Below are 15,290 nucleotides of genomic sequence, written 5' to 3'. Positions count from 1 at the left end.
GTTATCCGGCGGTTGCGGACTGATCCAACGCTTCGAAAGCCTGCGTCTTCTTCTTTGCTTCTACAATAGCGATTTGTTCGCGAGCCATTTCTCTAGCCTTCATGGCGTAAACCAAGCTAGCGCTGTTCATGACAATTGCGAATGTGTCTTCTGCAAAATCCTTGCATCCCTGGAAGGTGAGGTTATCAAAGCAGGTCGTCATGCCTTTAACGGAATCAAACGTGTGTGTTGCCGTAAAGCCACGGAAAGGACCTTCGCCAAGGCGCACGGCGATTTCAACAACGTTGCTCGTCTTGCCCGGCGTGACCGCTCCAATGATGCCAGTCCAACTTAATTTTCTGAAACCCGCCATAATGGTGTAGCGGATAAACTCGCCAGATTCAATAGTCTTGGGCAATGTGTAGTAAAGTACGGCGTTCGTTCCGATGGGGAGAGACATCGGCGCATAGCGCAAGATATCGAGCGTCTCCGAAAGTGTGCCGTATTGCCAAGAAGTTTGACTGAATTGAACCATATGTCCGATAATTTAGAAAAAAGAAATCAAAATTGGGTGCAAATTTCTAAATTTCAGTTGATTTTTTGATATGTGAAGGAGTGTTCTATGGTGAAGTTCCTGTATATTCTGGTGAGCAAAGAGAGTGATATCTATTATGAACAAACGCTTGTCTCTATCTTGTCGCTTCGCCATTACAATCCTGATGCGTTCGTAACACTCCTTGTCGATGATAAGACTGATGCTAATTTGATGGGCTTTAGGGCCGAAATCAAGACCCTGGTCAACGAATATAAAGTTGTCTCCTTTGACGATAAAATTTCGGGACTTGCGCGTTCGAGGCTTCTCAAGACGAACATGCGCAACCTGCTTGAAGGGGATTTCCTTTATATTGACGGCGATACGGCTATTGCCGATAAGCTTGATTTGAAGGTCGATGATAATTGCGATGTCGGAGCTATTGCCGACTTGCATGCCCGTGAAAACGACAAGTACCACGTCAAGCACAAGAAAAACAACAAGAATAAAAATATTCTTGGCTTTACGCTCAACTTGGGCGACCTGTTCTTTAACGGCGGGATTATTTTTGCCCGCGATAACGATAATGCCAAGAGGTTCTTTGACAAGTGGCATGAACTTTACCAGTATTGCAACACCAAGGGCATTTTTACCGACCAGATTTCGTTTAACGAGACGAACCGTCTGCTTGGATTCCCGATGAAGGAACTCCCTGGTGAATGGAACTGCCAGGTGCGCGAGGCTTACAACCATCTATATCGCGTCAAGATTATTTACCCGATGCTCTGTAATGCAAAGATCATCCATTTCTTTGGTTCGGGTATTGACGGCAAAAAGGAACCACACCCGCTTATGAAAAAGGACTTCTTCGAAAAAATCAAGGCGGAACAGAAGGTTTCTGAAGAATCGTTGCAGATTATCTACAATGCAAAGACGGCTTTCTTTGGGGCGCCATCGGTGCTGAATCCGGAAATCCGATTCCCGCTGTTTTTCATCTATAGGCAATTCCCGTTGATTTGCAAGTTGCTTAAATTGGTTCATATCTTCTAGAGTGGTTTATCGATGGATTCTATTCAGAATGACCAGAAGTTTTTGCTGAAAAGTACGGCGTTTAACCTTATTGGAACTTGCCTCAAAGTGGTGGGGCCGGTGCTTACGATTGTGGTGGCGCGCGTATTTGGCAAGGAAATTTTCGGTATTTATGTTTCGACCCAGTTGTTTATTTTGACGCTTTGCCGCATTGCTGTTCTTGGACTTGACAAGGGCTTGCATCGCCATCTGCCGCAAAATAAAGTTCACAACCGTGCGCCTTACGAAGGAATTGCCGAATCTCTGTGGGTGACCGTTTCGATTGCTCTTGGCTTTTCGCTTGTTATCTGGATCGGGTCGTTTTTCAACTTGCAGCGGGTTTCGTCTGGGCTTGCGATGCTTTCGTCGCTTGAGATTTCGCTTTTTGCGATGTCCATCATTCCTTACACCATGATTTCCCTTTTTGCAGGGGCATCTGAAGGGAATCGCCATCCGCAGTACAAGATTTTTATCAATGACTTTGCTATTACGGCGCTTGCTCCGGTGATTGCCTTGCTTTTGCATTACACGGGCGTTACAGACAAGTATGCGCTCCCGATTGGCTTCTTTATCTCGAATATGCTTGGCATGTCGACCTATCTGGTTCTCATGAATAAGCAGTTCCCGACAATCCAGTGGTTTATTCGCAAAAAAATTCCTGCGGAACTTTTGAATTTCTCCTTGCCGCTCGGATTTTCTGAAGTGGTGGCGGCGTTCTTGATTCGCGTGGACTTGTGGATGGTTCTTGCGCTGATTGGCCCTGAAGCGGCTGGCGTCTATGCGGTGATGGTGACGATTTCGAATGGACTAAAGACAATCCGTCAGAGCTATGGACCGATTTTGCAGCCCGTGGTTGCAGGGATGTCTACCGACAGGCTCGATACGGACTTGAAGCCGGTATTTTCGTATTGCGTTTCGATGACGACGTTGATCCAGCTTGGCATTGGATTTTTTATAGTGCTGTTCCCGGAGCAGACGATGATGATTGCTGGCAAATCGTTTGTGTCTAAGGAAAATCCGGCGGCGGTTCTTGGCATCCTCATTATCGGTAACTTGCTCGATGGTTTCTGGGGCTTGTCCGGTTCTGTTATCAATGGACTTGGGAAAAGCAAGTTCATGCTGATGATGAATATTGTTTCTTTGGCGTTGTCGCTCTTGCTGAACAGAATCTGCATCCCGATTTTTGGAATTGCCGGTGCTGCAATCTCTACGGTGGCATACCAGATTATGCAGTGCATCTGGATGAACCTTTACTTGAAAAAGATGGGCTATTGGCCGTATCGAAAGGATTTGTGGATTCAGGGCATCTGGATTGTATCGCTAATTACTTGCGATTACATCTTGAATTTTGTCTATGATCCGCCTATGGTGACAAAGATTATTGCCGCTGTCATTATTGCAGGGCTTATTCTTCTCACGTTCTGGAAGCAGGGCCTCGCCGGACAGAAGTACGGCAAAAAGTCGAAGTAGTGAGCCTACTTCGAGTAGGCCTCGGCGAATTCTCGGAGCGTTGTCCCGGTGTATCCGAGTGAATGGGCGCGTGCAAAAACGGCTTCGATGACTTCGTAGAGCTTTTCGATGGACGCTTCGTCCTTGAAGCTTGGGCTTCCGCCGGGCATCATTTCCGATGAGTGCAGCATGAACATCAGGTACTGATTTTCGTGCGAAACCCTGTCGATAAGCTTGAACAGAGGCTTCTTTTGTAAATGGCAGTCTGGGCGCAGCCACTGCTTGCGTCCCAAGAAGAATTTCTTGATTTCGCGACCGACAGAAGGCTTTGCAAATGAGGGTTCGCAAGTGAAAGTCCTCATCGGACGGATGGTCATGGGAACTTCTAGGATGTCCTCGAAAATGTAATAGGGCTTTTGGGGGCATTGGGAATAGTCGTTCCCCATTTTGCCGGTTGATCCTGGTTTGTGCGACCAGTCAATGTGCGGCGTGACGGAACAGTCGACTTTGTAGCCGAATTTGTGCAAAAGCCTAAAGTAGTCCTCGTTCGTCGTCCAGCGTCCACTGCGGTGCGATACTGGTGCGCGTCCGAAATTCTTTTCGAGAGTTTCGGTCATGGTGGCAATTTTTTTCTCCATGACATCGACCGGGTATTCAATGAGGTAATCGCGTTCGCGCACGCTGCGGTTGAGTGGGCTTTCAGGGGGCGTGTTCCAGGCGTGCAGATGCATCCCGATTTCGCAAAGTCCCTTGTCTTGCTTTTCGCGCATGTATTCTACAAAATGCGGATCTTCGGCCATCTCGTAGTTGGTGAGCCAAACAGGCTTAAATCCGTATTTTTCGCTGAGCTCTTGAAAGCGGGGGAGAAACTTGATGTTCTCCGTTTTGATCGGGGCGTCGTAATCCCACTGGTTGTCCGCTTCGGTATCGATCGTGATGATAAAGGCTTTGTTCAAGTTCATTTTGCAATCCTTTCGAGAGCCGAATTTTGGTACAGCGCTTCAAGATCCTTAACGATTTTCTTCATGTTCCAGTTCTCGATGCCGTGATACTCGGGCGTCAATTGCGGTGCGGAATGAATGGCTTTTGCCCATGCAGCTGCATCTGCGTCGGGAGGCATTCGCAAAACGAGATTCGAGAATACGGTATCTGCAGGGACATTGTTTGAGGCAATGGAGTAAATGCCCATGGTTTGGGATTCTACGAGGACGATGCCAAGGCCTTCCCACAGGGAGGGGAGCAAGAACACGTCCATCGCTTTTAAAATTCTCGGAATGTCGTTTCGCGGATCGAGAATGGTGACGTTTTCCTTAAGACCGTATTCTTCGATTTTCTTTTCGATGGCGGGGCGAAGCGGCCCTTGTCCGACTAGGAGCAAGTGCGCGTTGTCTCTGAGCTCGCTTAACTTCTTGAAACTTTCGATAATCAGGTCGTGGTTCTTGACGGGGACAAAACGCCCGACATGCCCGACAACGAATTTTGAATTTGGAATACCGAGACTGTCGCGGATGCTTTCCTTGGTTTCGCTAATTTTGAACTTGTCGAAATTAACGCCATTGTTGAAAACGAGCGTGTCGTTGACGTGGAATAGCTCGTTCAGTTCTTGACGCATCCCGTCGTGCAAGGCGATTAATTGCATATGCTTTTTTTCGACCAAGTATGTGCAGGCCTTAAAATCGTTTTGCGCGATTGCGGTCTTGTTGTTCCAATAGGCCGATGGCTGCGAATGTACGGTGTGCAGTATTTTGCAGTCTGTCCCGTCCACTGCAAATTTGATAATCTCGTTGCAGCGCAAGTGCGTGTGGATGATATCTGGCTTTTCTTTGTGGAATATGTGACGGAGAATGTACTTGTCTAAACCGCTCTTATGGAAATACCGGCGGACAATGTAATGCTTGCAGAGTTTTTTTAGGTGCAGGTAATCGCTCATGTAAATGACGCGAACACCTGCAGAAGAGAGTATGGCTTCGTACGGAGTTCCTTTTCGATCGTGGCAGACAATCGTCATGTCGATTTGTTGCCTGTCAATCAAGAGGGCGTAGTTCATGACGATTGTTTCTGCTCCGCCCGGATCAAGACTGTCGATGTAATGAAGTACTTTTGTCTTTTTCATAAAAAGGAAATCTGTTTTAAGCCAATGTCTCCTATCTTTCTAAATCTACATATTGTTTGGTGCGTTCCATCAGTTTTGTATTGATAAATTCTTCTGGAAAGCGTTCGCAGAGTGTTTTTTCCTGACTGAAAAGGTTTGTTCCGAAGCCAAGGCGGTCATCTTTGATGGTGCAGCCGATGGATGCAAGAATTGTCGGGAACATGTCCATGGACGAAAAAGCCCTGTTCTTGATTCGGTTCGAATAATCGTTGTTGACCGGCTTTGCGTTTATAAAGACATCAAGCCAACGGCGCGGATTCCCGGAAATGTTGGTGAGGTCGGTCTTTTTTTCTTTGAGGGCGAGGTATTCGTTGCTGCCGAAAAAGTTTGTCTTTTCGGTTGCCATAAAGAGGTGGTCGCCCATGATTGCTACTGTCGTTTCTTCGAACCAAGGTTGCTGTTTCATCCAGTCGATAAAGTCCATCAAAAGGATGTCGGCGCAGTTGATGGATTGCTTCATCGGATATTGGTCCGGCTTTCCGCAGTTGTCGTATTGAAGCCCGGTTGGCATGTGCGTGTCGATGGTCAGCATGCCGAACATGAACGGCTGGGAACCTTTGCCCAAACTGTCAAGTTCCATCTTGGCAAGGCGGTAGAGCTCAAGGTCTTCTAAGCCCCAGAACTTGAAGTAATCTTCTGGAATATAGTTGTTTTGCTTGTACCATGCAATATCATGGATCTCTACATTCCCGTGCGTTTCGAGGAGCAAGTCGCGACCGGCAAATTTTTTATCGCTACCAAAAACGTAAAGTTGCTTGTATCCGTTTGCTGCAAGGATGTCGGTCAATGTGACTGCTTTCGGCAAGAATGTGGTGCGGCGGGAATGGTTTTCGTCGCCAATCAAGTTGAATGGTAAACCGGCAAACTTAGCCGTCATCGCGGCGATGGTCCAGCTAGTACCCGAAAGGTCTAATCCTCCGCCCAACTTGTCTGTGTTCGAAAAGTTGATGTTCTCTTCACCAAGTCGGGTCAGGTTGGGGATCAGGTTGTTGTCGAAAAGTCCGCCTTTTTCTTTGTCGGCAAAAGAGCTTTCCATGGATTCAAGTAAGATGATGACTAAATTCCGCTTTTTCTCCGGAAATACAATTTTGCTTGTGTCGGGTGCAATGTATTCGGTACGGTAAAATTCAGAATCGATAGGATCGGCGTAAAGCTTTTTGATGGCCTTGCTGTAGTCGTAAATGTGAAGGTCGTGGTATGTATCAGAAAGCGAACTGATGAGGATTATCAATCCGAAAACGAGGAAAAAGCGGTTGGAATGAACCCTGAACGGAAGTCTAGAGACAACGTAAAAGTGTTTTGTCTTTTTTTGATACAGGAGAACAAGAAAGAAAAATACTAGTGTTAGCCCGAGTGCATAGGCGAGGGCTGCAAAAATGTCGTAATAGATACCTCTGTCGATGGCTCCGTTGATATTCGTGAGGCCTGCAATAACCATTTCAGGATCATCAATGGGGAAACGCTCCAGGGAAAATCTTTTGAGGAATAGAATGGCAAGGCCGATGAAATAGAGTGATGTGCCTGCAAGAAGAGAACCGAATTTTCGATCGCTTTTAGATGCTGCAGCGACAGGGAGAGACCTCAAAGCACCAAGGAGGAACAGCGCGACAAGTAAACCGACAAGCAGGTAGATGGACTGATTGATAAAGTACTTGGCACAAAGGAAAAGAACTATTCCAGAAAATAGTAGAACTATGATGGCGTGGAATAGAAAGAAATGGTGCTTTTTGCGCATGATGAAAACGTATTTTGGGTTATTTATCCGGTAATATAGCTATTTTTTGGTATATTTTACCTATGACCAAATATCTTTTTGTGTTGACAAGTTCCCCGAAGGACTTTTTCTGCGAGCAGACGCTCGTGGCAATTGCTTCGTTGCGTGTCCATAATCCGAATGCGTTCGTGACGCTTTTGACGGATGATAAAACTGCTGAAACTTTGACGGGATCGCGTGCGGTCTTGAAGGACGCTGTCGATGAACTCAAGGTACTCACGCTTGATGAAAAGTTCACGCCGATGCTTCGTTCTCGTTACCTCAAGACGGTGATGCGCAACGTGGTCGATGGCGATTTCTTGTACATGGATTCGGACATCGCGATTGTTGATGATTTGACGATTCCTGACGAATGGCGCGGTGGCATTTATGCCGTGCTCGATTTCCATACGAATCTTTCGAAGGCTATCAACCGCAAGAAAATTTTGAACAACGCAAAGATGATGGGCTTTTCGCCGATTCTGAACGACGAAATTTTTAACGGGGGCGTGATGTTTGCCGCCGATACGCCTGAAGCCCGCGAGTTCTTCAAGACTTGGCACGAACTTTGGCTTTACTGCGTTTCCAAGAACTTCCCGTACGATATGGCAAGCCTTGCTGAAACCAATTACAAGTTCGGTTATATCACGAAAAAGATGGATGGCGGCTGGAACTGCCAGCTTGCTTATGGCAACCGATTCTTGCCGACGGCGAAAGTGTTGCACTTCTTTGGCTCGCGCATTATCGATACGCGAGGCCGCAAGGTGCCGGAATCGATGAACATCTTTTTGCCGAAGATTTTGCGCAAGGACTTTTATACGAACTTGAAGAACCTCCCCGTGACGGTGAATGCGGACAAGTCCATTCACATCAACGAGTATTACGATGATGTGATTGCGCATGCGAAGGATGAATTCATGTACCAGACGAACAAGGTGGGTGCTGCGGGTGCTTACATCATCCGCTCTTACGCGTTTGCAAAATCGCTTGCCTGGCTGTATAAGAAAATGCCGTTCCTCGTGAAGCCTTTGGAAATCCTGGGCAAGCTTTTCTAGGGGGCGTTTTATGAATTTGCTTTTTAATCTCGTGGCTGTGCAGCCGATTCACAGTGCAAAGTTTCATGGTGGCGGCAGCTATGGCGAAGTGATTTTCTGGGCGCTTGTGAAGCGTGGCGCAAAGTTCAGTTGCGTTTACGATAGCCGCAAATACTTGTCGCCGGATATTCTCGAAGCATGCGAAAAGTGCAGCATTCCGCTCTTTGACATTGCCGAAAAGATGCCGCAGCAGATTATCGACGAAAATGCGATTGATGCGTTCTACACGCCGCTTTATTCGCTCGAAGGCAAATGGCAAATTCAGGTGAAGCGTTTTGTGTTCACGTGGCATGGCGTGCGCGCTCTTGAAATGCAGTACAGCTGGCAAGGCGTTGGCTTTGCGAAAAAGCTTGCTCAAAAGCTCGAAGCGCTTGTGCGTTACCGCGACTGTTGGAAAAAGTATTTCTATGCGCCCAAGTACCGCGATTTGGCGGTCCGCATTGCCGACGGCCGTGCCGAATGCATTACTGTAAGCGAACATAGCCGTGCTTCTATCAAGTCCTTCTTCCCGGAGCTTTTGGACAAGGAAATCCCGGTTTTCTATAGCCCGATGCTGGATTACGAACCGGAAGGATTCTTGCCGCCGGGCGTGAAAACGAAGAAGTATTTCTTGCTCACGAGCGGTGCCCGCTGGGAAAAGAACAATTTGCGTGCGGTCAAGGCGTTCGATGAACTCGTGACGATGATGCGTTCGACGAATCACTTGTTTGACATGAAACTCGTGATTACGGGGGCAACGAACGTGAAAGTTTACCGCAAGCATATCCGCAACAAGGATGCGTTTGTGTTTCTCGGTTACGTGGAATCTAAGGAACTCGAATTCTTGCACAAGAACGCGTATGCGTTTATTTTCCCGAGCTTGAACGAAGGCTTTGGCTACCCGCCGGTGCAGTCGATGCGTTATGGCGTGCCTGTGGCTGCAAGCGGTACGACGTCTGTGCCCGAAGTCTGCGAAAATGCTGCACTTTATTTTGACCCTTATTCCGTGAGTGAAATCAAGAACCGCATGATTCAATTGCTTGATTCGAACATTTATGCGATGTACGCTTCTCGTGCTTTGAAACGTTATGCTGAAGTGCATAAACGCCAGCAAGAGGACCTCGAAAAAGCAGTTTCGTTTGTCCTTGGTGAATGATTAATGGGGCGTAAACCCTTACGCTTGTCATCCCGGATTAAGGTTGGTGTAGTTCGACAAACTCACCAACCTTGTCAAGGTCCCTGAGCCTGCCGAAGGGCCGAATCACCGAGTTGGGCGATGGAATCCATACGTCTTGCATAAGCATTTTTGTAATTTATCCTCATGATAAAGAGAATTTGTTTTTTGGTAGTTGCGTTTGCGTGTGCCGCTTGTGCAATCATTATCAAACTTCCTGATCGTACTTGTATCGAGGGTGGCACGGATCATTTCTATATCAATGGCGAACAATGCCGTATTTTAACTCATCCGCTAAATGAATATATAGCCAAGCATTATTCAACGTGGCCATTTAGGCCATCGATTCGGGATTGGAATTCTGCTCCGATATATACGTATTTCAATCCTGAAGAAGGTGGTGGCTATTCGGCATATTGGAGTCTTCATGATTCTTTGCTTTACTTGGATAGTGTACAAATAAAATCGTATTCACGTTCAATAGCTCTTCCTGATAAATTTTTCAATGGAAAAGAATTGGACCCTAGAATTGTTTCTGTGAATATTCCTCCGCAAGAAATTGTTCTGAATACGTCAGCTGAAAAACGAACTTTTAAAAAACAGAAGAGTGAACCGTTGCTTGCTGATTTTGTCAGTGATACTATAGGTTTTGAATGTGAAAAAAGCTTTTATGAATTTGTAGTCAAAAATGGACGAACTCTATCGTTGCCCAAGGTTCGTCTTTCCAAGGATGGTCTGTATAAACTAAATAAACGGGGTAATTTAAAATTTTGTACGATTCCCCATTCTTATGTAGAAGAACGGTATGAAAAAAATCCTGAGATTTACAAAGAAACAACTTCTCCCTTTAGCGCTTATTACAAGGTTCTAGATAGCCTTCGTCAAGAGCTAGACGATAAAGGAAGTGAAAAAATTTTAAAAACATTCCGTGAAGACTCAAAATTTAAACGCTTTGAGGACTTCTTTGATATCAAAGCTGTAGCCGGTCGAACTCATTCTGTAGATGATGTTGAATATTCTGTTTATGTAACGCTGAAAGGGGAAACGCCTTTTAATGAACTTGTTTTGCGGCTCATCAAGTATGAAAATTTCTATGAAGATCCGATTGAATCAGTCAAGCTTTTTTTGAAAACTTTGATTGCCGTTCGTAAAAATCCGTCGTTTGAAAAATGGTTGCGTTATAAAAATTCTCTGATGAATTACACAGAGGTGACTTTGACTTATCGAGATTCATTGGGTCTATTCTATCATGTTCCAAGAGACTCTGCTTGGAAAGATGTGGGAATGAGGGGAGAATATGTTGGATCGCTGCAATATGGAGATCTTTATTATGAATTTGCATTAAGCGATAGCGGTGATGTTCTAGTGACTACGGCTTGGGTGGCTGATGGCGATAATTTGCTTAATATCGAAGATGATAGACCCTATTTTAGAGGCTACAAACGACAAGCTGAAATTATACCACGTTATATGCCGGATTCGACACATTTCTATGATTATATCATCATCCATCACGACGGTACAATCGAATACGGCCCGAAATCAGGGGATTTGTAAAAAAGGAGATGCCCGCTCGGTGGCGGGCATGACAAGTGTAAAGTGGCCGGGATGACAAGTGTAGAGTGGCGGGCATGACAATCTGTCTTGACGCGCTTTGTTGCAGGCGAGACTGCGGAACTTTCTATAGTTTCATCACGCGCTTCATCTCGAGATTTTCGTAGCCTTCGGGGCAATGCGTCGAGAGGTAAACGGTTGGGTTGTTGGCGATAAATTTGCGGACACGGTCGAGCGTTTCGCGGGCGGTGGCTATGTCTTCAAAGACGATGCTTAACTTGTTTGCTTTGAGGGCCGCATCGCAGTAGGTTACGTCGCCATGCATTAGGTAGAAAAGTCCTTCGCTTTCGGCAATGACGATGCTGTTTCCTTTGGTGTGGCCCTTAGCTTCGATAAAGTAAATTCCGTCGGCGATTTTTTCGCATTTCGGGAAGTTGTGGTAAGGTCCGTCCTTGTAGGTGCAGCGCACAATGTTAGGGGCGTCAAGCTTCATGGCGTCGGCATCTTCGGGCGAGACAAAAACCTTTGCATTCGGGAAATACTGGATGGCTGCGGAATGGTCCGGATGCTTGTGCGTGATGAGAATTTTCGTGACCTGCTCGGGCTTGTAACCGAGTTCCGCAAAAGCTTGGGTGTAGTCCTTTAGCTTTTCGCCCATATAAAGCGGCGCGCCAAGTTTCTTTTCGGGTGATGCAAAGTCGTTGACGAATCCCGTATCGACGAGGATGATTTCGCTCCCGGTGTCGATGAGAAAGTTTTGCAGACTACTGCGGTAGATAATCTGCTCATCGAATTTGTCCTTGCCTTCTTCACCGCTAAAGGCAAACGCTTGGTTCATGAAACCATGGTCAAACATGCGTACGGCTTTAATTTCCATATGCTTCCCCTTCTGAAAATGTATGCTTTTATACCAATATATACTCAAAAGGTCCCAAATCAAAATAGGGCATTACTCCAATTTGGGGCGTAAGCAAAAAATATGGCTATTTGCGGGGGCTGCCCGGCGGTTGAAATAAAAATTTTTCAGGTTTAGTCTTTGCAGATGGCTCAAGATTTCTATTTTTGTGCGTGGAAAATCCTTTTCTATCCAGGAGTCTTATATGGGCGGCTTTTGTGGTGTTATTTCCAAAGAAGATTGCGTTTGCGATCTCTTTTACGGAACCGACTACCATTCTCACCTTGGTACTCACCGCGGCGGTATGGCTGTTTTGAAATCGGATGGCGTTTTCCATCGCTCGATTCACAACATCCAGAACACTCCGTTCCGCAGTAAGTTTGAACACGATTTAACACATTTTTCCGGCAAGGTTGGCTTAGGCGTCATCTCTGACACGGACCCGCAGCCGCTCGTCATGACCTCCAAGCTGGGAACGTTCGCAATTGTGACTGTCGGTCTCATCACGAACATTGAAGATATTAAGAACGAACTTTTCCGCAACAACTGCATGCAGCTCCAGTTCTCGACAACGAGTGGCATGGTCGGTCCGACCGAAGTTGTTTCAGCGCTTATCGCTACGCAGGATTCAATTATTGACGGTCTCAAGTATGTTCAGGACAAGGTGAAGGGAAGTTGCTCCGTGCTGATTATGGATAGCGCGGGGCGTTTTTATGCGTGCCGTGACAAGTGGGGCCGTACGGCTGTAATCCTCGGTAAGAAGGATGGCGCCATGATCGCCTTGCAAGAAAGCTGCGCTCTTCCGAACCTCGGTTACGAATACGTCCGTGATCTTGGTCCGGGTGAAGTGGTCGAGCTCACGCCGGATGGCGAAACGGTGCTCGTTCCGCCGCGCAAGAAGATGGCAATTTGTTCGTTCCTTTGGGTGTATTACGGTTACCCGGCATCGAGTTACGAAGGACGTAACGTGGAAATGACCCGTTACCGTTGCGGTTCCGCTCTTGCGAAGCGCACCCCGACCGAAGCCGATGCCGCTTGCGGTATTCCGGACTCCGGTACGTCTCACGCCTTGGGCTATGCTCACGAAGCTGGCATCAAGTTTGCCCGTCCGTTCGTGAAGTACACGCCGACTTGGGCTCGTTCCTTTATGCCGCAGGACCAGCGCCAGCGCGAACATGTCGCCTCGATGAAGCTCATCCCGATTCCGGGGCTCATCAAGGACCGTCGCCTCGTTTTCTGCGATGACTCTATCGTTCGCGGAACGCAGCTCGGTAAGCAAGCCCAGAAACTTTATTCGATGGGTTGCAAGGAAACGCACATGCGTATCGCTTGCCCGCCGCTCGTTTATCCGTGCAAGTTCATCAACTTCTCTCGCTCCAAGAATGAATACGACCTCATCACGCGCCGTTACATTCGCGACCAGGAAGGCGAAAATGCTGATTTGGACAAGTACACCGATCCGAATGGCCAGCCGTACAAGGACATGGTCGAATACATCCGCAAAAAGCTGAACCTCACGTCGCTTGCGTTCCAGCGCATTGACGACTTGATCCAGGCTATCGGCCTCCCGGAAGAAGACCTTTGCACTTACTGCTGGACTGGCAAGGACTACGCCGAAACGGGTGACTGCTATCATTGCCCGTGCCATTGCCACGATAAGGAAAAGGAAGAAGATAAGTAGTGTCATTCTCGTCATCCTGACGCCGAAGGCGGAAGACAACTCAGAAGGCGAGTGTTGCAAAAATGAGCTTGCTCATTTTTATAACCGAGCCAAAGAGTTGGGACTATAGCCCCATCCAGTGACATTATTACATCAGAACTTAACTGGATTCTTCAAGGCTTCGCCTTTCAGAATGACGCTAGAAATTGAAAAATCCGACCTCATGCGAGGCCGGATTTTTTATATCAGGAGATGTCTATGGGACTTTTTAGTGACGTTTCTTGTTGATGGTGACTGAGGGTGCGCCACTGCAAGTGCCGTCATACGGGCCGATTGCCTGGATGTTGAATCTGTATGAGCCCGGATGAGCTTGCATTTTGAATTTCAGTGCTGCAAGCGTCTTTGCTGCCTGTTCACCGGTGAATTTTACGTCACCTTTATACCAGGAGGGCTGCTTGAAGCTGGACCATGGAATGAACTTCGTTGTGCCTGCAGAGCTTTTCGGAAGCATAGCTGCTGGGTAAGCGAAGCCGATGTCAACGTCATTTTTTTCGCCAAGGCTCATTTCAAGAGACGGGGCTACTTCAGAAGTGTACGTGATGCATACGCCGCCCATGCCGCTTGCATTGACAGTTTCGAGCTCGCCTCCGTCAATTGTTTCACCGGCAAGGGCGAAACCGACTCCTACGAACGGATGGTAGGTTAAAGATCCGGCATCCAAAATAGCTGTTCCGCACAGACCGTTGCATTCGGCTATAATCGGGTCCATGGCGTCGGGGCTGTAGTCGTTGCCTGGGGTAACAGGCCATCTAATTGTTGATGCTCCACCGTCTGCGTCATCGCTGTAGCTAAACCAGTAGCCGGAAGTTTCTGTTCCGTTATCATAACCGGTGTTAATTTGTGCTTCACCAGTGTATCCAAACCACGTCTCAAAATTATTTGAAGTCAATGTGGGCGGATCGATGGGAATAATCGTGTCCACTGGATTCGGGTTTCCCATTTCAGGCAAATAGACTGGGAGCTGAGAGGCTTGGCAACCATCGTAAGGGCCTACTGCAGTGATGTTAAATCTGCCGAGAGTCCCATTTGCACCTTGGAACTTGAAATTGAGAGATACAAGCTGCTGGGCTGCTTTATCGCCAGACATCTTGATGAAACCCTTGTACCAGGATGGCTGCTTGAATTCAGACCAGGAGATGTATTTTGTTGTGCCATACGGGCTCTTGGGGAGATTCACGTACGGAACAGCGTAACCGATTTCCGCTTCTGCAGCTTCGGTGAGTCCCATTTCGAGTGATAATGCCATTTCAGATGCGTACGTGACGCAGACGCCGCCCATACTGGTTGCATCTGCCGCTTCTGGGGTTAGGTCACTGTCGCTTCGTTCTCCGACCAAGTTAAAACCGACTCCAACAAACGGGTTGTATGTCAAGGTGCCCTTTTTGAGTGAGTATGCACCGCAAAGGCCACCACAGTACTCGATAATCGGGTCCATCGCTACATCGCTGTATTCGTTGCCCATAGGAACAGGCCAAATGATTTCGGAGCGTCCGCCTTCGTCGTGGTCGTCTCTAGGGTACCAATAGCCGTTTGTTTCTGTAAAGTTGCCGAATCCGGTTTGAATTTGCGGCTCGCCATTGTAACCGTACCAAGTTTCAAATAAATCGTGTGGGCCTGCAAATGAAGAAGATGATGGTACGTGATTGCTAGATGAGCTTGCTTGTATCGGATGGTCATCTGCTGGATCGTGCGGATTTAAAACATCGTCGAGACAGCCGCATCCGGTGAAAAGCATAGATGCCGCAGTTGCTGCAAATATGGCTTTTTTAGAGATATTTTTTTTCTTTGTCTTATTCATCAGAATTTCCTCCTGTTTTTATTCTGTTAGACTTTGTAAACATAAATAAATTAAAATGAAAAAGATGAACTTATTTTTAGCTGAATTTTGTGTAAAGTAATTTATATGATTTTTGTATTCTTGTATAATACATATAAATTTTG

The 15,290-nt window shown here is 46.9% G+C and carries 12 protein-coding genes; 6 read left to right on the top strand and 6 right to left on the bottom strand.

Annotated elements, in window-relative coordinates; all coding sequences use genetic code 11:
* Position 1 precedes the first annotated feature (1 nt).
* Entirely contained in the window at positions 2 to 514 is a 513-nt protein-coding gene (locus CRN95_RS03515; protein ID WP_041260035.1) for a hypothetical protein, read from the bottom strand.
* 87 nt (positions 515 to 601) lie between these two features.
* Here CRN95_RS03515 and CRN95_RS03510 point away from each other — a divergent pair, with 87 nt between their 5' ends.
* Positions 602 to 1,561 carry a hypothetical protein gene (locus tag CRN95_RS03510; RefSeq protein WP_088629787.1) on the top strand — a complete coding sequence of 320 codons (960 nt, stop codon included), beginning with the start codon at positions 602 to 604 and terminating at the stop codon, positions 1,559 to 1,561.
* 12 nt (positions 1,562 to 1,573) lie between these two features.
* Positions 1,574 to 3,049: a polysaccharide biosynthesis C-terminal domain-containing protein gene (locus CRN95_RS03505; protein WP_088629788.1), complete on the top strand. Its 1,476-nt coding sequence runs from the start codon at positions 1,574 to 1,576 to the stop codon at positions 3,047 to 3,049.
* Between the two features lie 5 nt (positions 3,050 to 3,054).
* Here the strand turns inward: CRN95_RS03505 and CRN95_RS03500 are convergent, their stop codons facing one another.
* From CRN95_RS03500 to CRN95_RS03490, 3 genes are read right to left on the bottom strand one after another with little or no spacing between them, the layout of a single operon-like run.
* Complete coding sequence (locus tag CRN95_RS03500) at positions 3,055 to 3,990, bottom strand: deacetylase (RefSeq protein WP_088629789.1); 936 nt, start codon at positions 3,988 to 3,990, stop codon at positions 3,055 to 3,057.
* The gene (locus tag CRN95_RS03495; RefSeq protein ID WP_097020113.1) at positions 3,987 to 5,141 is read right to left on the bottom strand and encodes a glycosyltransferase; all 1,155 of its coding nucleotides are present in this window, start codon (positions 5,139 to 5,141) and stop codon (positions 3,987 to 3,989) included. The genes CRN95_RS03500 and CRN95_RS03495 overlap by 4 nt, the downstream gene beginning before the upstream one ends.
* A 31-nt stretch (positions 5,142 to 5,172) precedes the next feature.
* Positions 5,173 to 6,915, bottom strand: coding sequence for a sulfatase-like hydrolase/transferase (locus CRN95_RS03490; protein WP_097020112.1), 1,743 nt, complete (start codon positions 6,913 to 6,915; stop codon positions 5,173 to 5,175).
* 62 nt (positions 6,916 to 6,977) lie between these two features.
* Between CRN95_RS03490 and CRN95_RS03485 the strand changes: the two genes are divergently transcribed.
* The 3 genes from CRN95_RS03485 to CRN95_RS03475 all read left to right on the top strand — a co-directional run bounded on the left by CRN95_RS03485 (position 6,978) and on the right by CRN95_RS03475 (position 10,737).
* Complete coding sequence (locus tag CRN95_RS03485) at positions 6,978 to 7,988, top strand: hypothetical protein (protein ID WP_088629792.1); 1,011 nt, start codon at positions 6,978 to 6,980, stop codon at positions 7,986 to 7,988.
* A 10-nt stretch (positions 7,989 to 7,998) separates the two neighbouring features.
* On the top strand, positions 7,999 to 9,162 hold the full coding sequence (locus CRN95_RS03480) for a glycosyltransferase (protein WP_097020111.1): 1,164 nt from the start codon (positions 7,999 to 8,001) through the stop codon (positions 9,160 to 9,162).
* Between the two features lie 165 nt (positions 9,163 to 9,327).
* Complete coding sequence (locus tag CRN95_RS03475) at positions 9,328 to 10,737, top strand: hypothetical protein (protein ID WP_145993955.1); 1,410 nt, start codon at positions 9,328 to 9,330, stop codon at positions 10,735 to 10,737.
* A gap of 124 nt (positions 10,738 to 10,861) precedes the next feature.
* Here CRN95_RS03475 and CRN95_RS03470 read toward each other — a convergent pair whose 3' ends face one another.
* Positions 10,862 to 11,611: an MBL fold metallo-hydrolase gene (locus CRN95_RS03470; protein WP_097020109.1), complete on the bottom strand. Its 750-nt coding sequence runs from the start codon at positions 11,609 to 11,611 to the stop codon at positions 10,862 to 10,864.
* Positions 11,612 to 11,834: 223 nt separating this feature from the next.
* Here CRN95_RS03470 and CRN95_RS03465 point away from each other — a divergent pair, with 223 nt between their 5' ends.
* Positions 11,835 to 13,310 (top strand): amidophosphoribosyltransferase, encoded by a 1,476-nt coding sequence (locus CRN95_RS03465; protein ID WP_088629797.1) that lies wholly within the window; start codon positions 11,835 to 11,837, stop codon positions 13,308 to 13,310.
* 247 nt (positions 13,311 to 13,557) lie between these two features.
* Here CRN95_RS03465 and CRN95_RS03460 read toward each other — a convergent pair whose 3' ends face one another.
* Complete coding sequence (locus CRN95_RS03460; RefSeq protein ID WP_097020108.1) at positions 13,558 to 15,147, bottom strand: hypothetical protein; 1,590 nt, start codon at positions 15,145 to 15,147, stop codon at positions 13,558 to 13,560.
* Positions 15,148 to 15,290 lie beyond the last annotated feature (143 nt).

The sequence above is a fragment of the Fibrobacter sp. UWB16 genome (genome assembly GCF_900215325.1).
Classification (GTDB): Bacteria; Fibrobacterota; Fibrobacteria; order Fibrobacterales; family Fibrobacteraceae; genus Fibrobacter.
The sequence above is the reverse complement of the archived record's forward strand: the minus strand, read 5'-3'. Positions and strand labels throughout refer to the sequence as shown.